We start from the raw sequence: 21,451 nt of genomic DNA, 5'->3' as shown, positions 1-21,451 counted from the left end.
CAATGACGGAGGAGCAAACGATGAAAGTGTTGGGCCTGCTGGGCGGCATGAGTTGGGAGTCGACCATACCTTATTACCGCATGATCAATGAACAGGTGAAAGAGCGCCTCGGTGGCCTGCATTCGGCCAAAATTGTGCTCTACAGCGTCGATTTTCACGAGGTTGAACGCCTGCAGCATCAGGGCGACTGGGACGGCGCGGGGCATTTGTTGGCTGCCGCTGCGGCCTCGCTGCGTGCCGCCGGTGCGCAGGCCATCGTCATTTGTACCAACACCATGCACAAGGTGGCGGATGCGGTTGAACAGGCCAGCGGCTTGCCGTTGATTCATATCGCCGACGCCACGGCACTGCAGGTGCGCCAACAGGACATTCGCCGCGTCGGGCTACTCGGCACGCGTTTTACCATGGAGCAGGAGTTTTACCGTGGACGCTTGCAGGAAAAATACGGCATCGAAGTGGTGACCCCGGTGGCGGCCGATCGCGACATTGTGCACCGTATTATTTATGAAGAGCTGTGCCTGGGGAAAATCCGTGATGCGTCGCGCGATGAGTACCGCCGCATTATCGGCGACCTGGAACAGCAGGGGGCGCAAGGCATCATTTTCGGCTGCACCGAGATTGGCCTGCTGGTCAGCGCGCAGGATGCATCAGTGCCGGTCTTCGACACCACCGCCATCCATGCGCGCGCCGCAGCGGAATTCGCGCTCGCTTAATCGTCCTGCGCAGAGTGGCGCTTGCCCACCAGCATCAGCGGTTTGCCCGCCAGCACCAGCCAGGCGGGCAACATCACCACACAGAGTATGGGCAACAGGTGCAGTTCCGGCACCACGGCAACGGCCATAAACAGGCTGAGCCAGCCGTCACGCGTGACCACCAATACCAACCCCATAATGGCGCAGGAAACGGTAATCGCCGCCGGTACCGCCGGAACATGCTGATGCAGCATCAGGCCCAGCGCTACCCCGACAAACACCGCCGGGAAGATACGTCCACCACGAAAGCCGCTGGCGGCAGCAATCACCAGAGCCGCCAATTTGCTCAGTGTAATCAGCAGTAGCTCCGTGACAGAATAATTCTCGCCCATCGCCAGCCGCTTCATTTCATCGAGCCCTTTAAACAGGGTGATGTCGCCACCGATTAACGCCAGCAACCCAAGCACAAAACCGCCCAATCCCAGCATCAGCACCGGATTTTTTATCGAGTGGAACAGACGGTGGGCGTGTGGGAAGCTCCATAGCGCCACCATGCCCAGTGCGATGGCGATCAGGGCGACGATGGAACCACTGAAAATATCCGTCAGTCGGGTGACGGTGTAGGGATCAAGCTGCAGGGCAAAGTTCGGCGTGAAAAATAACTGTGTAGTGACCGCACCGGCCGCTGCCGCCATTAACGGGGCAAATAGCCGATCCCACAGCGGCACGTCATTATTGCCTGCCAGCGTTTGCGAAAAGATCAGTGCAGCGGCAACCGGGGTACCGAACAGTGCGCCGATGGTGCCGGCCGCGGCCAGAATAATCCAGTCCATGCGGGGGACTTTTGGTAGCAGGCGCGAACCGATAGCCACCACCAGCGCAATATTGATGGCGGTGATCGGGTTTTCCGGCCCCAGACTGACGCCACCCACCAGGCCAACGATCAGCGCCAGCGTAAGACCGGGCAGCGCCGAAAGCGGCAGCGGCATCCCGATCAAAGATTCAGTGGCCGGATCAGGCCCCGCATGACCAGGCATATAGCGGATTATCAGCCCAACGGCGACGCCGGTCAGCGTCAGAATGCCGATCAGCCACCAGGGCGAATGAGTATCGATATTCATAGCCGCAGGAATATTTACCCACAGCAACCGCTGCAGCGCATCGGCGAACTTCATCACCAGAATGAGCACCAGGCTTGAGGCCGAACCGATAACGAGAGCGGGCAGAGCGAAAGCCAACATGGCATTGGCGCGCGGGTGCAGCATGCAGGGATCCCTTTTCAATGGCGCTGGATGGCAGGCCGAACGGGTGATGGTTATGGCCACAGCTTGCCAGACAATCGGCACTCTGGCACGCAATGTTATTTCCGGCCGGGCGTGAAGGCCGCAGCCGGTTAATAGTGCCTTTCTGTCATGACGGTTAACAGTGACTATGGCGCGTTTTTTGCCGCAATTTGTTTCAGATGGGGCTGAAAAGGGTTGGCTGAAACGTTTTTTGTGATCCGGATCGCTAATGGATGGCCGCGCAGCGGATGGTGATTGTTGTTTTTGCAGCGGGATTTTACAGTGTGGGCAGCTTTCTATTATTCATTTCGCGGAGAAGATACTGATGACTTATGCCCTCGTAGGTGATGTAGGCGGCACCAATGCCCGCCTGGCGTTGTGCACTGTGGCGACGGGTGAAATTACCCAGGCGAAAACCTATTCCGGCCTGGAGTTTGACAGCCTGGAGGCGGTAATCCGCCAATACTTAAAAGATCAGGATATCCAGGTACAGGACGCCTGTATTGCCATTGCCTGTCCGGTCACTGAAGACTGGGTGGCGATGACCAATCATACCTGGGCGTTTTCGATTAAACAGATGAAGGCCAGTCTGGGGCTGAGCCATCTGGAAGTGATCAACGACTTTACCGCCGTTTCGATGGCGATCCCGATGCTGTCACCAGAGGATGTATTGCAGTTCGGCGGTGGGAGCGCGCAGAAAGACAAACCTATTGCGGTGTATGGTGCCGGGACGGGTTTGGGGGTGGCACATCTGGTGCACGTTAATCGTCGCTGGGTGAGCCTGCCGGGCGAGGGTGGCCACGTTGATTTCGCACCGAACAGTGAAGAGGAAGATATCATTCTGGAGGTGTTACGCGCTGAAGTGGGCCATGTGTCTGCCGAGCGAGTGCTGTCCGGGCCGGGGCTGGTCAATCTTTACCGCGCTATCGTCAAGTCCGATAACCGCCTGCCGGAAAAGCTGGAGCCGAAGGACATTACCGAGCGCGCACTGGCTGACAGTTGTATCGACTGTCGCCGCGCCCTGTCGCTGTTCTGCGTTATTTTGGGGCGCTTCGGCGGCAATCTGGCGCTGAACCTGGGCACCTTTGGCGGCGTTTACATTGCCGGTGGCATCGTGCCGCGCTTTATGGAGTTTTTCAAAGCCTCCGGTTTCCGTGCGGCGTTCGAGGATAAAGGGCGTTTCAAGGATTACGTGCACGACATTCCGGTCTTTATGATCACCCATGGACAACCCGGTTTGCTGGGTGCCGGCGCTCACCTGCGCCAGACGCTGGGTATGCATCTGTAATAATCGCAGCAATTAAAAAAGGGGCGCAACCGTTAAGTTGCGCCCCTTTTATCGTTTTAGGCGTTAGGCTTTTGCCAACTGCGCCTGCGAGAAGTGTTCTTCTTCCTGCGCTACCGCTTTCGGTGCCTTGATGAACAGGGTGATTATCAGAGAAGCCACTGACAGCACGCCAATCACGATGAAGGTCGCATGGAAGCCGCCGAAGTATTTGGCGACAAACGAACCGGCCAGTGCGCCCAGACCGAAGCCCTGATAGATAATGCCGTAGTTTTTGCTGTGGTTTTTCAGGCCGAAGAAGTCACCGACAATCGCTGGGAATACGGTGATGTTGCCACCGAAGCAGAAGGCGACGGCACCGACGCAGATGAAGAACAAGGTGTGGTTCAGCGTCAGGAAGCTCAGCGCCACAATCGCCAGAACGGTGACCAGCATGGTAAAGCTGATGACGCGCATGCGGCCCACTTTATCGGACAGCGTACCCAGAATAATACGGCCTGCGGTGTTAAAGATGGCGACGGCGGAAACGGTGTTGGCGGCGGTAGCCAGGTCCATCCCAGCCAGTTGTACGCCCATGTCTTTCACGATACCAATCAGATACAGACCACTCATACAAGCCGCGAAGAAGATGATGAACAGCAGGTAAGCTTCTTTGGTCGCCAGCATTTGGCGGACGCTGAAGTCATTGCCCAGGCCGCTGGTCCCTTGCTGTGCAGACTGGCTCACCAGTACCGGCTCTTTCAACAGCAGGGAGCCCAGTACAATCAGCGCCATCACAATGGCACCCCAGTAGAAGAAGGCAGAGGAAACACCAACGTCGGCAATCAACGCGGCGTTAACGTATTTGAACAGCAGGCTACCGCTACCGAAAGCCCCCACCGAGATACCGGAGATCAGCCCTTTGTTGGCCGGGAACCATTTGATCAGGTTGGACAGGGTAGAGATATAAGCGATACCTACCGCGAAACCGACCACCACCCCGGCCAGCAGATAAACCATATTCAGTGAGCTGACGTAGGCGCTGGCAATCAGGCCCAGACCCACCAGGATGCCAGAGCACAGGGTCAGGTTACGGATCCCGAAGCGTTCCTGCAGTTTGCCGGCAAATAAAGTGGCGAAGGCCAGGAAGAAGCTGGTGATGGAGAAGGTGGTGGCGACGTCAGCGAGGCCCCAGTGGAACTTGTCGACCAACGGCTGGTTGAACAGACTCCAGGTATAGATAGTACCGAGACCCATCTGGCAGATGATGGTACCCAGAACGATTAAGCTGCGATTTGCCGGTTTGGTGTTCATGGCCGGGCTCCTTCCTGTGTGTGCATTGCCGGGCGTTAGCCGTTGGCTGAAATTTGCGGGCGCTGTCTTGAACCCCGCGGTATGGGCATATTATATGGCTGGTAGTACCAGCCGGCGGCGGATCGGGAATGAGTTGCACAAGGGAAGGAATGAAATGCATCTATCGCGGCATGAGTTGCCGTTTTAAGGCTTAAAAGGGGATGAAATGCAGCGGGTGGCGCGTGATCTAAATCAAGAATGTTAGCGATTTATCGCCGATCACCCGCAGGCGATCGCGATAATCACGGTCATTATTGGACGGTAGCCGCTGGTAACGGCCGGCGATTATAAACGCATCAGTTTGCGAAAATCTTTCACCTTGCTGCGGCTGACCGGCACTTCAAAATCCAGATCGCTCAGCCGCAGAATATAAGTGTTGTTGAACCAGGGCACGATCTCGCGGATTTTAGACAGATTGACGCAGTAGGAACGGTGGCAGCGGAAGAAATGCTCTTCAGGCAGGCGCCCGTAAAACTCGGTCAGGTTCATCGGCATCACAAACTCCTCGCGCCGGGTATAAACCCGCGTCACTTTCTCATCGGCGGCGGCATAGTAAATGTCGTTGATGTCGGTAACGATAATGCGCTCGTCTTTGATCAGGTTAATGCTGTGGCTGCTGCGATTCGGTGCGCTGGCCTGCTCCGGTAAAGTGGCGGGGCGGTTATGCAGCGCTTCCAGCTTCTGCAGCATGGTGACGATACGCGCTTCGTGATAGGGCTTGAGAATATAGTCAAAGGCCTCGATTTCGAATGCTTCCACCGCATGCTCTTTATAGGCGGTGATAAACACAATAGAAGGACGGTGCGCGAATTTGCTGATGTTCTGCGCCAGCAGTACCCCGTCCAGCGACGGGATATTGATATCGAGAAAAATGGCGTCAACCTGATGGGTCTGCAGGTATTTCAGCACGTCCAGCCCGTCCTCGAAGGTGGCTTCGATAACGATATTGCTGTGTTTTTTAATCAGGTAACTGAGTTCTTCCTGCGCGAGGAACTCGTCTTCAACGATGATGGCTTTCATGATAGCTCCCCGGCCGGCAGTATGTTGTTCTCTACCGGCAGTTTGCCGCCATTTTTGCTGATGTAAAAGGCAATTTCGGTGCCGGGTTCCAGGCGACGGATGCGAAGCCCTTCGCCGTACAGCAGGGACACCCGATGATGCACGTTCAGCAGACCGATGTTGTGCCCTGGCATCTCGTTGCGGGCCACCCGTTCGATGACCTGTGGGTCGATGCCGTGGCCGGTATCTTTGACTGAAATCTTGACCCGGTCACCCTGATCTTTCACCGCAATCACCACCACGCCTTTGCCTTTACAGGGTTGGATACCGTGCACGATGGCGTTTTCCACCAGTGGCTGGATCAGCAGGCTGGGGATGCGTACCGAAATATCGTCATCGATGTCATAAATCACCGTCAGCTTGGCGCCGAAGCGCGCCTGTTCGATGGCAATATAATCCTGGATTTGGTGCAACTCTTTGCGGATGTCGATTAACTCGTCATTCAGCTCCAGGTTATAGCGCAGGTAGCGTGACAGGTTGATAATCAGTTGGCGCGCGGTGTCCGGATTGGTGCGGATCGAGGACGAAATGGCGTTAAGCGCGTTGAAAAGGAAGTGCGGGTTGATCTTGCTTTGCAGGGCGCGCATTTCCGCTTTGTCCGCCATCTGGCGCAGATGCTCAATGCGCGAGACTTCCATTTGGGTGGAGATAATCTGCGACAGGCCGACCGCCATCACTTTCAGCGTATTGGTGATCTGATGGGCGTGGCAGTAGTAAATTTTCAGCGCGCCGGTCACTTCGCCTTTCTCCCACAGCGGGATCACCAATTGCGAGTGGATCTGCGGCGTGGCCGGGTTTTCCAGATTATTTTTGATGATGATCTTGCCGTGCCGGATGCTTTCACGGGTCACGCGACTCAGGCCTTCACGGCCAATCGGGTAGGCTTCTTCCCCCACCCCGACATAGGCCAGCACCTGATGGGTATCGGTGATGGCAACCGCGTCGGCCTGAATGTCGTGGCGAATGATGTCGCAGATGGTGGCCAGCGTTTCACTGTTGATATTGCGAAAATACGGCAGCGTTTTGCGGGCAATATCCAGCGCCAGTTTGGCCTGGCGGGCAGCGATCACTTCTTTTTCGTCTTCCACGCTCTGCACCAGCAGCACGATCAGGCCAATGCACACCGTGCCGAGGATCATCGGCAGGGCAATTTTGGAGACGATATCCAGCCCCAGTTCGGTCGGCCTGGCCCACAGCACGATCAGCAGCATGGTCAGGCATTCACACAGCATGCCGCCGATGATCCCGGCGCGCCAGCGCTGTTCTTTCTTCACCTTCAGGTTGATATACCCGGCACCGATCCCGGCAATGATACTGGTGATCAGGCAGGGAACCGAGGTAATGCCATCGATATCTATCAGGTAGCGATGCACCCCGGCAATGATGCCGGTAATGATCCCTACCCAGGGGCCGAACAGAATGCCGCCGGCCATGATGGCGATCACCCGTACGTTGACCAGAGAACCTTCAACGTTAACGCCGGAATAGGTGCTGAACAGGGCAAACAGCGAGAAGATGGCGGTGACCATGGCCAACTCCAGCGGCGTATGGTCCTCTTTTTGCAGCAACTGGCGGAACAACCGGGTGCGGGTGAGGAAAAACAGGCAGATCAACATCAACGCGGCGCGATCAAATACCGCTAACAGCATTTCAAAAAAGGGGTGCACGGCGGGCTCTCGCTGCGGCGGAAAGATACCGGGAGTATATCACAGCCAATTGACCCCGTGACGGCCGGGCGGCGCGCCACGGGGCAGCGTATTATTTATTAATGCCCAACTGTTCCTTGCCGAGCGCTGTCAGCAGGTCAACCGTGGCCCGGCCGACGAAGTCCACTTCGAAATCATCAGGGGCGAAATCCGGCGGGGTTTTGCCGGCGATAAAGCTCGGCAACTGACGTTGCAGGTAGGCATCATTTTTCTCGCAGCCCGGCGCGGCAGCGATGTACATTACGTTGCTGTCGAATTCGCCGTTATGCTCATTTTCCACCGCGTGGATCACGTCGCAGTGCCAGAAAACCGTATCACCCGGCTCTAAATCGGGAATAGGGGAAATCCCACTGATTAAAAGGGGATGCCATTTTTCGGAGATCGAAAGTGCCCGTCCTGGGGCGGCATCGCACAGATCATCGTCGGCGACGTCATCCTGCAGCGCACGCAACAGCACATAAGCCATGGCGTTGGCCACCGGCACCAGGTTCAGCGTGCCGGCATTGGTGCGCTGCGGCGTCAGCGCCGTCCAACCCTGGAAGGTGCGGAACATCGAGCACACCGCCGGTGAAGCGATTTCACGCACTTCGGTGCGGCCGTCGGCGGCGAACGGATCATAATCCTGCCAGTTGCCGGAGAACACGTGGCGATAGACGTAACGGAAGTTTTCATCCAGCCAGCGCTCAATGGTGCCGCTGTCTACGTGCGGCGACAGGCCCAGCGAAGAGGAGTTCGGCGGACGGCGACGGGTGCGATCGGCGTAGGTGGCGACGCGCGTCGGGTCAAAATGCTGTTTTCCGTTGCTTTCGGTTTCCCACAGGCTGTTAAGGAATACCTGTACCGCGTGCATGCGGGCGTCCTGGCGGGCTTCCACCTGCGGTTTTGACCAGTAAATGCCGTAGATTTGGGGCTTGCTGGCGGCCAGTTTGCCGAAGTAGTTGTCTTCGGCGGCCCCTTTCAGGCGTTCGACGAAGTTGTTGCGGTCGAGGTAGTCGCCGATTTCCCGGTTCCAGGCCGTAGCCTTGTCACGGGGAAAAACGCCGCGAATGGCGCAGGCACCACGCTGTTTGATCAGCGCTTTTTGCTGCTCGCTAACGCGCTGTTGCAGGATATCTTCGGCATCGATTTGCGGCACCGGGTTTTGACCGGCGGCCAGCTCCTGGCGGATTTGTTCGACCTGCTGACGGATATTGTCTTCCAGTGCCAGGAAGGTCTCACGGTAATTCGGTAATGCCTGGCGCAGTTGTTGTTTGACGGTTTTAATTGCGCCTGGAATATCGTCAATCTGTAAGGAAGCCATGGTGTTCTCCTCGTGTTGCGGGTGGGCAACGACGGACGGTTGTAGGGGACCGGGTAAGGCGTTATGGTTTTGTTGTTTTGACGTTAATGATTATCTGGATTTAATAGGGGAAAATAAAGGGATATCTTTCATTCGTAACTTCCCCATTTTCGTTTTTCGGAGATCTTTGTTTTTAGGAGACAGAAGCAATGAAGTTGGTAACTGAGCGTTTGACCCTGGAGTCGTTGACTGCCGATGACTGGCCGCTGTTTTTAAGCCTGTATAAGGATCCTGATGTGATCCGTTACATCTCCGACCCGTACAGCGATGAGGGCATCCTCAGTCGTTTCGAGGCCCGTTTACCAACCTGGGACAAGCATTTGGATCAATGGTTGTGCCTGGTGTTGCGAGAGAAAGAGAGCGGCGAAGTGGCTGGCATGACCGGTTTTCGTCCGATGTGGCAGCCTAATCAACAGGCGGAAGTGGGGTACGCCTTGCTGCCGTCCGCGCAAGGTAAGGGCTATGGCAAGGAATCACTGCGTGCGGTGCTGGACTTTGGTTTTAATGGCTGCGGTTTCCATAAGCTGACCGCGACGGTGACCGCAGGCAATATTGCCTCGCGCCGGTTGCTGGAGTCCTGCGGCTTTCTGCTGGAAGGTACGCTGCGCGATAATTACCGGCTGGCGGAGTGGTGTGATGACTGGCACTTCGGGCTGCTGGCGAGGGAATTTAAGGCCGGGGAATAAAAAAGTTGTACTGGGTCTCGACAAGCCAGTCGAGGCTGGGATATGTTCAATATCCGGTCAATCTTTAGGTTGGCCAGCGTCGCTCGGATGGTCCGGGCGCTAACGTCTCTTCGAGGTATCTATGGCTGATAATAGTCCGCAACGCCGTTTCACGCGTATTGAACGTCTTCCCCCTTACGTATTCAACATCACCGCCGAACTCAAGATGGCTGCGCGCCGTCGTGGCGAGGATATCATCGATTTCAGCATGGGCAACCCCGACGGGCCAACCCCGCCGCACATTGTGGAAAAGCTCTGTACCGTTGCCCAGCGTGACGATACCCATGGCTACTCCACTTCGCGGGGGATCCCGCGTTTGCGCCGTGCCATTTCACGCTGGTATGCCGATCGCTACCAGGTGGAGATCGATCCCGAAAGCGAAGCCATTGTTACCATAGGTTCAAAAGAAGGGCTGGCACACCTGATGCTGGCGACACTCGACCACGGTGATACCGTGTTGGTGCCGAATCCGAGCTACCCGATCCACATTTATGGTGCGGTGATTGCCGGCGCTCAGGTGCGTTCGGTGCCGCTGGTGGAGGGAGTGGATTTCTTTGGTGAGCTGGAGCGCGCCATTCGTGAAACCATTCCACGTCCGAAAATGATGATCCTCGGCTTCCCGTCAAACCCGACCGCCCAGTGCGTAGAGCTGGACTTCTTTGAACGCGTGGTCGCGCTGGCCAAACAGTACGATGTGCTGGTAGTCCACGATCTGGCCTATGCCGATATCGTTTATGACGGTTGGAAAGCGCCCTCGATTATGCAGGTACCCGGCGCCAAGGATATCGCGGTGGAGTTTTTCACACTGTCGAAAAGTTACAACATGGCGGGCTGGCGCATCGGCTTTATGGTCGGTAACCCGGAGCTGGTCAACGCGTTGGCAAGGATTAAGAGTTACCACGACTACGGGACCTTCACCCCGTTGCAGGTGGCTGCCATCGCCGCGTTGGAAGGCGATCAGCAGTGCGTGCGGGATATTGCGGAACAGTACCGTCAGCGCCGCAATGTGCTGGTGAAAGGGCTGCATGAAGCGGGCTGGATGGTGGAAAACCCGAAAGCGGCGATGTATGTCTGGGCCAAAATTCCCGAGCCTTATGCGCATCTCGGTTCACTGGAGTTTGCCAAACGTCTGTTGGCGGAAGCCAAGGTGTGCGTATCGCCGGGCATTGGCTTTGGTGACTACGGTGACACCCATGTGCGTTTCGCGCTGATAGAAAATCAGGATCGTATCCGTCAGGCCGTTCGCGGCATCAAAGCCATGTTCCGGGCTGATGGGCTGATCAAACCGGCCAAGAGCAGCCCGGCAACCACCAAATAATCACTTCAGGCCGGCGTATTCACGCCGGTTTTTTACTGATGTTGGTTCGGTGGGATTGCGTCGGCGGCATGGCACACCGGCTACCACTCGCCGCTCGAAGAGTGGCAGGTACCGCAGTCGATAACACTCTGCGCCGCATGATGCCGGGGAAATAGCCCCATTCAGAAACAACAAAGGGGCGCTGTGCGCCCCTTTATCTATATTCCCGATCTTTATTCCCGGTTATGCCTTGGTTATGCAACCATCAGCATAAAGGTGCCAATCCATGTAACCAACATGAATGAAACGCCAAATACGAAATATTTCACTGAACAACTCCCTTCTGGAGTCCCTCGCAAGCCAATGATCCCGATTGTTGTGCTGAGTATTTTGTGGATAGTCGGTGGTGGAGAGGCGGATCCTTCAAGAGGAAGAACAACGTCCTTGACCACAGATTACCCGGTTGTCGTGCTTCAAAGTCCGTGAGGTAAAACATGAACCACGACAGGATCGGCGTTAATGTACTCCCAATCTCAGCCTGATTACAATACTGTGTTTTTGATCACACTTTTTGACGGTTTTTTAACCAGGTGTGACTGTTTCTAAACGATTTTTATTTACCTTTTTCATCAGGCAAAAAAGGATTAGCCCGCTGAAGCGGGCTTTATAATTATGCTTGCTGTGATGTTATGAAAAGGGATCAGGCGACGGCGTTGGCACCGGTCAGCAGGATGGCCCAGAAGACAAGGCAACACAGCAGAATTACGGCCCAGATATTGCGGCGGCTCCACTCCATTTTTAGCCTTCACTTTTTGCTCTTGATGATTCGGTAATGAACACATCGGCGAAAAATGGAGAAAATTTAGCCCCCGAATAAAATATTTTTCTTATTGCTGGCGGATCTCTGCTACCGAGGTTTTTACCTCATATCCCAACAGGTAAAGAGCCTGTTCCAGCGCTTCTACTTTGGAGGCATAGGCCACATCCAACAGGCGGTCCATTTGGCCGGCGTTAAAGCCCAGTTTACGCGCCAGGCTGGCTTTGGACGTGGTATCGGCCAGCATGATGTTATGCAACTCGAGCTTGAGTTTAACCAGCACCGGCAGGTGGATCGCCAGCTCATCCGGCAAGGCACGAGAAGGGGGCGGTACCGGGCGGCCTTCTTCCATTTCCAGCGCGATGGCAATCAGCAGGCTTTCCTGTGCTTCCAGTTCGATGTCTTCACGCTTATAGCAGGCAGCCTGTTGCTGAGGAAAATCACGAAACTGAATCTGCCAGGCGTCGCTGTCGTTATCAAAGGTGTATTGGGCGGGGTAGTGGCAAGACATGGTATTTCCTGTTTGGGCCGGGAGTGGTGCGGCATTGTGACCGCTTGGCCCGCAGATAGCCAGTGTTGTACCGGGTGGAGATGATAGTTGTTCTCATTGGCAGCGGGTATTGGTTGCCGTTGGTGCAGCTACTTACCCTAAGTCTTTCGTTGTTTCTGTGCTGCCCGTCACGTTTTCTTGAGTTTTGGCTTGTGGCGGTGTGATCGGCGACATAATCCGGTTTGTTCGCACCTGACAATGGATTAACATAACCCACACTTATCACTGGCCTGGCTTATATGGATATCCGATGCGTCATTTAGTTGTTCTTCTCCCTCTGCTTACCTTACTCACTGCCTGTAGCAGCGGGCCGAAGTCGACCCCAGCCACGCCTCAGGACAACACCGTGAAAGGCGGTTTTCTGCTGACACCAGCGCATTCCGGTCAGCCGTTGGGGGGCGATTTTGCCAACAATCCGAACACCGCCCGTTTTATCGATAAAATGGTGCAGGAACACGGTTTCGATCGGCAGCAGTTGCATGACGTGCTGGCCCAGGCCAGGCGGTTAGACTCTGTACTGCGGCTGATGGATCGTCAGGCGCCGACGCCAACGACCCAGGCACCGTCCGGCCCTAATGGTTCCTGGCTGCGTTACCGCAATAAATTTATTACGCCGGATAACGTGCAAAACGGCGTGCAGTTCTGGAATCAGTATCAGGACGCGCTGCAGCGTGCTTATCAGACCTATGGCGTGCCACCAGAGATCATTGTCGGCATTATCGGCGTTGAAACCCGTTGGGGCCGCGTGATGGGTAAAACCCGCATTATCGATGCGCTGTCTACTCTGGCGTTCGACTATCCGCGCCGTGCCGATTACTTTGCCGGCGAGCTGGAAACCTTCCTGTTGATGTCACGTACCGAAGGGGATGATCCGCTGGAGCTACGCGGCTCCTTCGCCGGCGCCATGGGTTACGGTCAGTTTATGCCGTCCTCGTTCAAGAGTTATGCGGTTGATTTCAACGGTGACGGGCACGTTAACCTGTGGGATCCGGTGGATGCCATCGGCAGCGTCGCCAACTACTTTAAAGCGCACGGCTGGACCAAGGGTGAACCTGTGGCCGTGCCGGCCAGCGGCCAGGCACCAGGGTTGGAAAATGGCTTTAAAACCCGCTATTCGGTGGCCAGTTTGTCGGAAGCTGGGCTGACGCCGCAAGGGTCGCTTGGTGGCAATCAGGAAGCCAGCCTGCTGCGCCTGGATATGGGGACCAGCTACCAGTATTGGTACGGTTTACCCAACTTCTACACCATTACCCGCTACAACCACAGTACCCATTATGCGATGGCGGTGTGGCAGTTGGGCGAAGCGGTGGGCCGTTCGGCGCGCGGCGGATTCTGATGTCGTGTCATTAATGGAAAAGGCCGCGGAAGCGTAATGCTTGTAAGTTAAGGTGATATTGTTCCCTCTCCTTTGGGAGAGGGTTAGGGTGAGGGGATACCTACTTACGCGAAAGCCCCTCACCCCGGCCCTCTCCCTTGGGAGAGGGGGACGCCCACTTAAACAACGTCGTACATTCTTATTCAGAACTTTGCTTAACTGATCGGCATTAAGCGGAAGCGGCCTTTTTTACGTCGGTAGCGATTAGAAATCGTAACGCAGACGCACCAGCGTCATATCACCGAGGTTGTCAGTGCTTGACGTCAGCACGTGTTCCACATCGACGCGGAAACCGTAATCAAATTGTACGGTCACGCCCAGGCCGTTATCAATACGCTGATAGTCACGGCCACTGACGTACTGCAAACGGTCGCCCATAAAGTACGGCATCACGGATTTCACCGCATATTGCCCTACCGGCACGGTGTAACCGGCCAGATATTCAATACCCCAGGCGTCACCGGCAAAGTAGTCGTTAACGTCGGCTTTTTTGGTGGTCAGGAAGTTGTTGTACCAGCCGCCGCCAAAGGTCAGCGTCCAGTTATCCGGTTTCCAGCTCAGCGCGGTACCCAGGATGTTCTGGTCATAATCTTTCGTAGCGTGGGTGGCAGGGTCACGCATCTCGGCGCGGGTATAGTTCCACGCGGTGCCCCAGGTCAGGTCCGGCGTCAGGTGGTAATCCACACCCAATGAACCGCCGCCCTCGCGCTTGTAGCGCAGGCCATTCCCCGGCAGATACTCGTTATCGCTGAACAGATAGGAGGCATACACATCCGCATCGCCGAAGGTATTTTTGTACTTCAGCATTTTACGTGAACGGTAAGATCCGTCGTAATCCCCGTTGATGCCGTTCCCCGGAGCCTGGGCCAGCATGTCGTAATCCCAGATATCGGTTTTGGCGCCAACCACGTCGTAATACACGCTGTTTTGTTGGCCAAAGGTCAATTGTCCCCAGGTTTTGCTTTTCAAACCGGTGTACAACATACGGCGGCTGGTGTTGTTGGCGCCCTCTGCATAGTGGTTATCCCAGTTGAACAGCGCAGGGATATTCACCCCCAGCTCGTAGTAGCTGATCCAGCTAATGTCGTCGAACAGGTAGTAATCGGCGGCGAAGCGGAAGCGGGTTCCGCCGTCAAAACCGTTACGTTTGTAAGAGCCTTTATCACCATCGCCGGTCATATTGTTGAACTGCGGACGGATGCTGCCGCCGACGGTAAAATTAAGACGGCTCAGCGGATCGCCCGCCTGTGGATCCTGCTTTAGCAGGGTAATTTCAGCCTGGGCGGCGAAAGAAGCACTGCCAACGACCAGTCCCAGAGCAATTGCCTGGGTTAATGCGCGCAATTTGTATGTCATTTTTTATCCCTGTGTGTACTTGCCGACCTCACTGAACCTTCTGGCATCAGTGATTTGCTCAGGAAATTTTCTGAGCGTTTTCATTGCTTTTAGCGTGGGTAAAGCGAAATGCATATGTAACACAATGTGCGTCACAAAAAGTTACTTTTCCTGCTAATTATTGGTTTTTTCTGTAACTGTCAGCAGGGAAGTGTCGCGATGCCGCCAGGCGGTGTAAAAACTTAACTTAATGGCGCAGCAATGACGATGATGTTCGGATGAATTCAGCTAACACGAAGGTTTATATTTTTCACTTGTCAGTGAATGGTATATATCGTGTAATTTCATCGCGCAGAAAAATATTTAAATAAGCGGATATGACGTAATTAACCAAGGTAATATCTGCGAAATGGATAAGGTTAATAAGAGGCATGGAGAGGGCTATGAAAAAGTGTTTAATGTTGATTGTCGGTCTGTTGCCATTACCCTTGATGGCGGCTGAGTCGCACGTTTGCCAGTCACAAGTTTATGATTATGCAAGTATTGGTAATCTCAGGCTGAGTGATGACACGGTCTTTACCTGTCGTGATATTGGGCGCGTCACCATCCCTGAGTTGGCCAAGCGGGGCTGGAAGGTGACCCACGTGGCGCAACAAACGGAATATACCGGTGAAGTCGACAGTGATAATGAAGTCATTAAGATGTACCAGGAAATAGTGGTTTATAAAGACTAACCTTTTATATTTTTCTCGGATTTATCCATCACCTTTTTATTAGCGGTGAGGGAAGGGTGTGTTTTTATTTAAGCGGCTTGAGGTGGTGTGATGAGTGCCAGAAAAAACATAGATAGCAGAGCTGCCGCCGCCATGATGATGATATGCGCCATATGGGGGCTGCAGCAGGTGGCGATCAAGGCCGCCGAGCCGGACATTTCTGCCGTACTGCAAATCGCCATTCGGTCGGGCATTGCCGCTTTGGCGGTTTATCTCCTGGCGCGTTATCGTCGCGAAAAGTTCGTATTTGATCGCCCCACGCTGTTAGCAGGTCTGTGCGTTGGTTTTTTATTCGCGTTGGAATTCTTCTTCGTTTCCGAAGGGTTGCGCTATACCAGCGCATCGCATATGGCGGTATTTTTGTATACTGCCCCCTTGTTTTCCGCCATCGGGCTGCATTTTGTTATCCGCCATGAGCGGCTGTCGTTGATACAATGGGTCGGTATTGCCATCGCCTTTGGCGGCGTGGTGCTTGCCATCTCCGGGATGAGTGACAGTTCGGGCGCAGAGAACTCATTGCGTGGCGATATTTACGGGCTGTTGGCGGGAATGTCATGGGGCGGCTCAACCATTGTCATTCGCACTACCGGGTTGGCAAACTGCTCATCAAAACAAACATTATTGTTTCAGCTCTCGGGAGCCTGCATTTTGTTATCTCTGCTGGCGATAACCACGCAGAGCGTTCATTTCAACCTGACGGCATTGGCCTGGACCAGCCTGATATTCCAAACGCTGGTGGTTTCTTTTATCAGCTATTTGATCTGGTTTTCTCTGCTGCGTGATTATCAGGCGTCCTCGTTGGGCATTCTGACCTTTATGACGCCCATTTTTGGTATTTTAGCCGGGGTAGTGATATTGGGGGAGCCGCTGCAGATTGAATTTGTATTGGGTTCTATCCTGATCGTTTTAGGTTTGATTGTCGTGAGCTGTTCTTATTTATTTTATCTCAACAGAGGGATTGTACCTAAAATATAAACTATGGATGTTGATGTTAATACCTATCAAATAAGTTGTGAAAGCCAATTCACCATCACTATGCAAATATCGAAATATGCCTGGGGTTATCCTTTGATCACGCTCAGTGATAATGGCGATTTTTTTGTGGTGAAAAGTACTAAGCGTGGTCGGTTATCTAACCAGACGCCGGTCGAGATAATAAAATTTTCCAATAACTATACTGTGGTATGGGATAACAGCCGCAAACATATTTATTACTCAAAGGCCGGGCAGTTATACAGCTGCGCACTCGATTTTTCTTATACTCCCAAGACTTGGTAATCCTTTTTAAACCACCGGCCAATGCCTCTGGCAATCAGACCAGAGGCTCTATTTTCATCATCCACTGTTTGAACGCGATAATCTTCGGCCACTGACGTTCGGAAATGGTCGACACAAAATAGCAGTGTTCGCAGGGCAGGGTCATGTTGGTAAAGGGGATAATCAGTTCACCGCTTTTGATCCAGTCTTGCACCAGATTGAGTCGGCCCATGGCGACGCCAAGATGCTGTGTCGCCGCCAGCACCGCCAAATCTGAGCGATCGAACTCCATGCTTTTGCTGTCGGTATCCAGCCCTAAATCAAAATGTTGTGCCCAGGTCAGCCATTCGTCTTCACCCGAATTATACCGGTCATGCAACAGGGTGCAGTGCGCCAGGTTTTCAGGAGCATTGTAGAGGTCATGCGTTTTGGCGTATTGCGCAGTGCAGATCGGCACCATGGACTCCGACATAAAGGTTTCGTCCAGCTGTTTGCCTGACGGCAGAAGCCCAAAGTACAGTGCTAAATCAACGCCCCGGTTGGCCAGGTTGATATTCTCCTGCCCGGTGAGAATGTTCAAATGAATGGTGGGGTACTGGGCAATAAATTCGCCGATCCGCGGAATCAGCAAGCATTGGACGATGGAGGGGTGGGAATAAATGGTCAGGGTGCCCGTCAGCTCACGGTTTTTAATATCAAGAATTTCCTGAGTCAGGGCATCGAAGGAGTTGCTTAACGACCATTGCATCCGCTCTCCTTCCGGTGTGAGCGTAATTCTGCGGTGAAAACGCTGAAATAAAAGAAAGCCCAGCTCTTTTTCCAGTAGGTTGATTCTGTGACTTACAGCGCTGGGGGTAATTGACAGTTCTTCCGCCGCCAATGAAAAGGAGAGGTGACGAGCGACGCATTCAAAAGTATGCAACCGTGAAAATTGATAGCTGGTTAACGGATTGGCCCGTTGTGAATATTTCTTGTTGGGGAACATGCTATTACTCCATTCGCGACACAGAGCAATATTAACATTTTAATCAGTGGAACTAAAATACGATTTATTCTTGGATGACTGTGAGAATAGGGTCTTTTGAGGTAAGGCAATGGTCACAGCCCATTGCCCTAAACTAACATGCCGCAATATATGACAGCTATGTGATAGCAGTACGTGCTTTTTTCCTACCACATCAAATCATCAGGAACAACAAAGTCGGCATAAGGATCTTCTTCGTCCTGTGCTTCCTGACTAAGCGCTGCATTTAACACAATACTGCTCGCATCACGTTGCGCAATTTTATCGGCCACGATCGCGGGTATAATTGCGTATTCGCTATCAACGCCATTCTCCGCAAGCAGACGCGCAATGGCGAGACGACCATTAATTAGCTGAGTTTGAGTCGTTTTATCCACATTGATATTTTTAATTAAATTATTGTCTGTGAAGTTATAGCTGATATTTCCTTTTGAAATAACGATCCTGTTCATTTCAATTAACTGTTTTACCTGAGCCTTATACTCTTTAGACAGGGCAGCTTGCTTTTGTTGCTCACTCAGCTGTTTATCACGTTCGATTTGTGCCTTTTTATTGACTTCCACCGCCTCTCTGGCCTCACGAGCCTGAACGCGTGATTTTTTAGCGGTTTTTTGCACTTTCGCCAGTTTCTTACTGTTGACCAATCCGGCTTTAAGCATCTGCTCTTGTAATGTTAGTTTTGTCATGTTCGTTTCTAAAATCGAGTAAATAGTATCTGCGATTATACCTTTAATCCTGGAATCTGTGCCAGATTGTGGGATGTGCTCACGCATCATGCTGATAACACCGAAGTATTTAGACGACGAAAATGGCTTAAGGTCTTGTGTGGCGCGGTTTTTGCGGATTTCGATAGTGGGGGGTAATAGGCTTATGGTGTCCCCGACTGGAATCGAACCAGTAACTAGCCCTTAGGAGGGGCTTGTTATATCCGTTTAACTACGGGGACGCTGCGGGCTGGCAACCTGAGGCTGCCGGGGCAGTATACCTTTTTTTACCCGCAGAATAAGCGCTTAGCGGTGCGTTTGCTCATTCCATCGCCAATATGCACTGATTTTCGCGTGCTGCACTGACCGCGATCACGGTTTTCTCGCCCTGGCAGTCTGTTTTTCTGCCTCCAGCCGCGCCGCTTTGTTTTTATCGCTCATATCATTGCGGATCTGCGCATGGCTGATTAACGCAAAGATAAAGGTGCCGCCGATAATGTTGCCGGCCAGCGTCGGAATGGCGAACGGGTAGATAAAATCTTGCCAGGGGATGACACCGCTAAACACCAGATAAAGGATCTCTACCGATCCGACCACGATATGGGTCAGATCGCAGATCGCCACCAGATAGGTCATCAGGACGATCACCCAAATCTTGGCGGCCCCGGCGGAAGGGAACATCCACACCATGGTGGCGATGATCCAGCCGGCCAAAATACCGTTGGCGAACATTTCTGACGGTGAGTTTTGCATCACTTCTTCCGACAGGCTAACGAAGGCGCTGCGAGTGTTTTCATCAAAAATCGGCATGTGAATAAACGCCAGTGACACCAGCCCGGTGCCAATCAGGTTGCCGAGCAACACCACGCCCCACAGGCGAAACAGGATGACGAAATTTCTCGGCGTCGGTTTGTGCATGATCGGCAGTACGGCGGTTACGGTGTTTTCGGTAAACAGCTGCTGGCGGGCCATAATCACGATGATAAAGCCAAAGGTGTAGCCAATATTCTCGATAAAGAAGCGGCTGGGGTCGTCCGGCAAACGGGCGTGAAAAATACCCTTGGCCATCAGGGAGGCCCCCATCGACAGCCCGGCGGCCACCGCCGACCACAGCAAGGCCAGCCAGTCACGCTCCAGTTCTTTCTCACCCTCCATGCGGATCTGTTCATGCACCGCCGCCGCGCGTGAGGGCAGGTTCTGCTCCTTTACTTCGATTTCACTCTTGCCCTGTTCATGCTCTTTGCTCTCCACCTGCAGAGGATCGTCGCTGTCCGTCTTCGGGCGCTGTTGTGAGTCGCTCATTATCTGCTCTCTCCTTAAACTGCTGCCGGGGTCACGGATTAAGCATAGCTGGCCCATCGGTAGGCCGAAAGCCAGGTCGCAAATTGCAGAAAAAAGTAACAAGAGTTTAACGCCGCCGGTTTTTTCTTCGCATTATTGATCTGGGGCGCAATATTACCCCTATTGGAGTAGCTGAGTGCCCTGCGGCGGGCTACGTGCCGCAGATGGCTTATGCTATGATCGCTATCCCAAAGAAAAATATGAGTTCTCCGATGCTGGAAGCTAAAAATCTGAGTTGCGTCCGCGATGAACGCACCCTGTTTAGCGCGTTAAGCTTTACGGTGAAACCGGGCGATATTATTCAGGTGGAAGGGCCGAACGGTGCGGGCAAAACCAGCCTGCTGCGCATTTTGGCCGGCCTGGCGCGCCCGGAGGGCGGTGAAGTCCACTGGCACGGGCAAAATACATTGCGCCATCGTGAACGTTACCATCAGGATTTGTTATTCCTTGGCCATCAGCCGGGGATTAAAACCATGTTAACGCCCTTTGAGAACCTGCAGTTTTACCAGGCGGTGAGTAGCGTTCCCGATCGTCAGGCCATTTGGCAGGCGCTGGAGCAGGTAGGGTTAGTGGGTTATGAGGATTTACCGGTGGCGCAGCTTTCCGCCGGGCAGCAACGCCGGGTTGCCCTGGCGCGTTTGTGGCTCAGCGACAGCCCGTTGTGGATCCTGGATGAGCCGCTGACGGCCATCGACAAGCAGGGCGTGGCTGAATTAATTAGCCTTTTTGAGCAACATACGCAGCAGGGCGGCATGGTATTGTTGACCACCCATCAGGATTTGGCCGGCGTAACTCAGGCGGTAGGTAAAATCAGCCTGACGGAAAACCGCATGGAGACTGTTTGATGTTTTTGACCGTATTGCGCCGCGAGCTGAAGATTGCCTTTCGCAAAGGGTCGGAAATCGTTAATCCGCTGTGGTTCTTTCTGATTGTTATCACGCTGTTTCCGTTAGGGATTGGGCCGGAGCCGCAGTTACTGGCGCGTATATCGCCGGGGATTATTTGGGTCGCTGCGCTGCTGGCGGCGCTGTTGTCGCTGGAACGCTTGTTTCGCGATGACTTTCTTGATGGCTCGCTGGAGCAACTGCTGTTGCTGCCGACGCCGCTGCCAATGACGGTGTTAGGCAAAGTATGTGCTCACTGGGTGGTAACAGGCCTACCCCTGTTAATCCTGTCGCCGCTGGTGGCGTTGTTGCTGTCGTTGGATATCAATACCTGGCTGGCGGTGGCATTTACGCTGCTGCTGGGTACGCCGACGCTGAGTCTGATTGGCGCTATCGGCGTGGCGCTGACCGTCGGGCTGCGCAAGGGCGGCGTGCTGCTTAGCCTGCTGGTGCTGCCGTTGTATATCCCGGTGTTGATATTTTCCACCGCGGCCATCGATGCCGCCTCTATGGGGATGCCAATAGACGGTTACCTGGCAATTCTGGGTGCCATGCTGGCGGGCAGCATCACGCTGGCACCGTTCGCTACCGCAGCAGCGCTGCGAGTGAGCGTGCACTAGCTAACATATTGAAATGCGGGTTAACGCCATCAAGAGCGTGTTGCACCGCACCA

At 53.9% G+C, this 21,451-nt stretch carries 20 protein-coding genes and 1 tRNA gene; 9 read left to right on the top strand and 12 right to left on the bottom strand.

What is annotated here, in order from left to right; translation table 11 throughout:
• Positions 1-20: 20 nt before the first annotated feature.
• Complete coding sequence (locus ACSOSI_RS18265; protein WP_476705907.1) at positions 21-713, top strand: aspartate/glutamate racemase family protein; 693 nt, start codon at positions 21-23, stop codon at positions 711-713.
• Here the strand turns inward: ACSOSI_RS18265 and ACSOSI_RS18260 are convergent.
• On the bottom strand, positions 710-1,957 hold the full coding sequence (locus ACSOSI_RS18260) for an ion channel protein (RefSeq protein WP_476705906.1): 1,248 nt from the start codon (positions 1,955-1,957) through the stop codon (positions 710-712). The two genes, ACSOSI_RS18265 and ACSOSI_RS18260, sit on opposite strands and share 4 nt — an antisense overlap.
• 340 nt (positions 1,958-2,297) lie before the next feature.
• On the opposite strand from ACSOSI_RS18260, the gene glk reads away from it, so the two are divergent.
• Entirely contained in the window at positions 2,298-3,263 is a 966-nt protein-coding gene (gene glk / locus ACSOSI_RS18255) for a glucokinase (RefSeq protein WP_112363913.1), read from the top strand.
• A 63-nt stretch (positions 3,264-3,326) separates the two neighbouring features.
• On the opposite strand, the gene ACSOSI_RS18250 is transcribed toward glk, so the two are convergent.
• The 4 genes from ACSOSI_RS18250 to ACSOSI_RS18235 form a co-directional block, all read right to left on the bottom strand.
• Positions 3,327-4,553, bottom strand: a complete 1,227-nt coding sequence (locus tag ACSOSI_RS18250; RefSeq protein WP_012146119.1) for an L-lactate MFS transporter — start codon at positions 4,551-4,553, stop codon at positions 3,327-3,329.
• Between the two features lie 324 nt (positions 4,554-4,877).
• On the bottom strand, positions 4,878-5,612 hold the full coding sequence (locus tag ACSOSI_RS18245) for a LytR/AlgR family response regulator transcription factor (protein WP_112363872.1): 735 nt from the start codon (positions 5,610-5,612) through the stop codon (positions 4,878-4,880).
• Complete coding sequence (locus tag ACSOSI_RS18240) at positions 5,609-7,300, bottom strand: sensor histidine kinase (protein WP_112363873.1); 1,692 nt, start codon at positions 7,298-7,300, stop codon at positions 5,609-5,611. The genes ACSOSI_RS18245 and ACSOSI_RS18240 overlap by 4 nt, the downstream gene beginning before the upstream one ends.
• Positions 7,301-7,409: 109 nt before the next feature.
• Positions 7,410-8,657, bottom strand: a complete 1,248-nt coding sequence (locus ACSOSI_RS18235; RefSeq protein WP_476705905.1) for a DUF1479 domain-containing protein — start codon at positions 8,655-8,657, stop codon at positions 7,410-7,412.
• Between the two features lie 188 nt (positions 8,658-8,845).
• Between ACSOSI_RS18235 and ACSOSI_RS18230 the strand changes: the two genes are divergently transcribed.
• Together ACSOSI_RS18230 and alaC are read left to right on the top strand one after the other, a co-directional pair.
• Positions 8,846-9,382, top strand: a complete 537-nt coding sequence (locus ACSOSI_RS18230; protein WP_476705904.1) for a GNAT family N-acetyltransferase — start codon at positions 8,846-8,848, stop codon at positions 9,380-9,382.
• 121 nt (positions 9,383-9,503) lie between these two features.
• A complete protein-coding gene (gene alaC, locus ACSOSI_RS18225; protein ID WP_012146114.1) occupies positions 9,504-10,739 on the top strand; it encodes an alanine transaminase in 1,236 nt (411 codons plus the stop codon).
• A 233-nt stretch (positions 10,740-10,972) separates the two neighbouring features.
• Here the strand turns inward: alaC and ypdK are convergent, their stop codons facing one another.
• Together ypdK and ACSOSI_RS18215 are read right to left on the bottom strand one after the other, a co-directional pair.
• Positions 10,973-11,047, bottom strand: a complete 75-nt coding sequence (gene ypdK, locus ACSOSI_RS18220) for a membrane protein YpdK (RefSeq protein WP_112349011.1) — start codon at positions 11,045-11,047, stop codon at positions 10,973-10,975.
• A gap of 558 nt (positions 11,048-11,605) precedes the next feature.
• Positions 11,606-12,046: a type II toxin-antitoxin system HicB family antitoxin gene (locus ACSOSI_RS18215; protein ID WP_476705903.1), complete on the bottom strand. Its 441-nt coding sequence runs from the start codon at positions 12,044-12,046 to the stop codon at positions 11,606-11,608.
• A 289-nt stretch (positions 12,047-12,335) separates the two neighbouring features.
• Between ACSOSI_RS18215 and mltB the strand changes: the two genes are divergently transcribed.
• Positions 12,336-13,421: a lytic murein transglycosylase B gene (gene mltB / locus ACSOSI_RS18210; protein WP_026142471.1), complete on the top strand. Its 1,086-nt coding sequence runs from the start codon at positions 12,336-12,338 to the stop codon at positions 13,419-13,421.
• 243 nt (positions 13,422-13,664) lie between these two features.
• Here mltB and ACSOSI_RS18205 read toward each other — a convergent pair whose 3' ends face one another.
• The gene (locus ACSOSI_RS18205) at positions 13,665-14,816 is read right to left on the bottom strand and encodes a porin (RefSeq protein ID WP_017893547.1); all 1,152 of its coding nucleotides are present in this window, start codon (positions 14,814-14,816) and stop codon (positions 13,665-13,667) included.
• A 422-nt stretch (positions 14,817-15,238) separates the two neighbouring features.
• Here ACSOSI_RS18205 and ACSOSI_RS18200 point away from each other — a divergent pair, with 422 nt between their 5' ends.
• On the top strand, positions 15,239-15,529 hold the full coding sequence (locus ACSOSI_RS18200; protein WP_476705902.1) for a hypothetical protein: 291 nt from the start codon (positions 15,239-15,241) through the stop codon (positions 15,527-15,529).
• Positions 15,530-15,619: 90 nt separating this feature from the next.
• Positions 15,620-16,543 (top strand): DMT family transporter, encoded by a 924-nt coding sequence (locus ACSOSI_RS18195; protein ID WP_026142470.1) that lies wholly within the window; start codon positions 15,620-15,622, stop codon positions 16,541-16,543.
• Between the two features lie 337 nt (positions 16,544-16,880).
• Here ACSOSI_RS18195 and dsdC read toward each other — a convergent pair whose 3' ends face one another.
• The 4 genes from dsdC to ACSOSI_RS18175 all read right to left on the bottom strand — a co-directional run bounded on the left by dsdC (position 16,881) and on the right by ACSOSI_RS18175 (position 19,855).
• On the bottom strand, positions 16,881-17,810 hold the full coding sequence (gene dsdC, locus ACSOSI_RS18190) for a DNA-binding transcriptional regulator DsdC (RefSeq protein WP_017893544.1): 930 nt from the start codon (positions 17,808-17,810) through the stop codon (positions 16,881-16,883).
• Positions 17,811-17,995: 185 nt separating this feature from the next.
• Positions 17,996-18,535 carry a DUF2058 domain-containing protein gene (locus ACSOSI_RS18185; protein WP_041419001.1) on the bottom strand — a complete coding sequence of 180 codons (540 nt, stop codon included), beginning with the start codon at positions 18,533-18,535 and terminating at the stop codon, positions 17,996-17,998.
• Positions 18,536-18,720: 185 nt separating this feature from the next.
• Positions 18,721-18,795: transfer RNA gene (locus tag ACSOSI_RS18180), tRNA-Arg, on the bottom strand.
• Positions 18,796-18,925: 130 nt separating this feature from the next.
• Positions 18,926-19,855 carry a formate/nitrite transporter family protein gene (locus ACSOSI_RS18175; protein ID WP_112363883.1) on the bottom strand — a complete coding sequence of 310 codons (930 nt, stop codon included), beginning with the start codon at positions 19,853-19,855 and terminating at the stop codon, positions 18,926-18,928.
• A 251-nt stretch (positions 19,856-20,106) separates the two neighbouring features.
• Between ACSOSI_RS18175 and ccmA the strand changes: the two genes are divergently transcribed.
• Both ccmA and ccmB read left to right on the top strand, forming a co-directional pair.
• Entirely contained in the window at positions 20,107-20,739 is a 633-nt protein-coding gene (ccmA, locus tag ACSOSI_RS18170; protein ID WP_476707279.1) for a cytochrome c biogenesis heme-transporting ATPase CcmA, read from the top strand.
• Complete coding sequence (ccmB, locus tag ACSOSI_RS18165; RefSeq protein ID WP_012146103.1) at positions 20,739-21,398, top strand: heme exporter protein CcmB; 660 nt, start codon at positions 20,739-20,741, stop codon at positions 21,396-21,398. The genes ccmA and ccmB overlap by 1 nt, the downstream gene beginning before the upstream one ends.
• Positions 21,399-21,451 lie beyond the last annotated feature (53 nt).

Source organism: Serratia sp. AR11, from assembly GCF_056376275.1.
The sequence above is the reverse complement of the archived record's forward strand: the minus strand, read 5'-3'. Positions and strand labels throughout refer to the sequence as shown.

Excerpts from the sequence above, each read along its gene's own strand:
- ACSOSI_RS18265 (WP_476705907.1), top strand. The coding sequence starts at position 21 with ATGAAAGTGTTGGGCCTGCTGGGCGGCATGAGTTGGGAGTCGACCATA.
- ACSOSI_RS18260 (WP_476705906.1), bottom strand. The coding sequence starts at position 1,957 with ATGCTGCACCCGCGCGCCAATGCCATGTTGGCTTTCGCTCTGCCCGCT.
- ACSOSI_RS18250 (WP_012146119.1), bottom strand. The coding sequence starts at position 4,553 with ATGAACACCAAACCGGCAAATCGCAGCTTAATCGTTCTGGGTACCATC.
- ACSOSI_RS18245 (WP_112363872.1), bottom strand. The coding sequence starts at position 5,612 with ATGAAAGCCATCATCGTTGAAGACGAGTTCCTCGCGCAGGAAGAACTC.
- ACSOSI_RS18240 (WP_112363873.1), bottom strand. The coding sequence starts at position 7,300 with ATGCTGTTAGCGGTATTTGATCGCGCCGCGTTGATGTTGATCTGCCTG.
- ACSOSI_RS18235 (WP_476705905.1), bottom strand. The coding sequence starts at position 8,657 with ATGGCTTCCTTACAGATTGACGATATTCCAGGCGCAATTAAAACCGTC.
- ACSOSI_RS18230 (WP_476705904.1), top strand. The coding sequence starts at position 8,846 with ATGAAGTTGGTAACTGAGCGTTTGACCCTGGAGTCGTTGACTGCCGAT.
- alaC (WP_012146114.1), top strand. The coding sequence starts at position 9,504 with ATGGCTGATAATAGTCCGCAACGCCGTTTCACGCGTATTGAACGTCTT.
- ACSOSI_RS18215 (WP_476705903.1), bottom strand. The coding sequence starts at position 12,046 with ATGTCTTGCCACTACCCCGCCCAATACACCTTTGATAACGACAGCGAC.
- mltB (WP_026142471.1), top strand. The coding sequence starts at position 12,336 with ATGCGTCATTTAGTTGTTCTTCTCCCTCTGCTTACCTTACTCACTGCC.
- ACSOSI_RS18205 (WP_017893547.1), bottom strand. The coding sequence starts at position 14,816 with ATGACATACAAATTGCGCGCATTAACCCAGGCAATTGCTCTGGGACTG.
- ACSOSI_RS18200 (WP_476705902.1), top strand. The coding sequence starts at position 15,239 with ATGAAAAAGTGTTTAATGTTGATTGTCGGTCTGTTGCCATTACCCTTG.
- ACSOSI_RS18195 (WP_026142470.1), top strand. The coding sequence starts at position 15,620 with ATGAGTGCCAGAAAAAACATAGATAGCAGAGCTGCCGCCGCCATGATG.
- dsdC (WP_017893544.1), bottom strand. The coding sequence starts at position 17,810 with ATGTTCCCCAACAAGAAATATTCACAACGGGCCAATCCGTTAACCAGC.
- ACSOSI_RS18185 (WP_041419001.1), bottom strand. The coding sequence starts at position 18,535 with ATGACAAAACTAACATTACAAGAGCAGATGCTTAAAGCCGGATTGGTC.
- ACSOSI_RS18175 (WP_112363883.1), bottom strand. The coding sequence starts at position 19,855 with ATGAGCGACTCACAACAGCGCCCGAAGACGGACAGCGACGATCCTCTG.
- ccmA (WP_476707279.1), top strand. The coding sequence starts at position 20,107 with ATGCTGGAAGCTAAAAATCTGAGTTGCGTCCGCGATGAACGCACCCTG.
- ccmB (WP_012146103.1), top strand. The coding sequence starts at position 20,739 with ATGTTTTTGACCGTATTGCGCCGCGAGCTGAAGATTGCCTTTCGCAAA.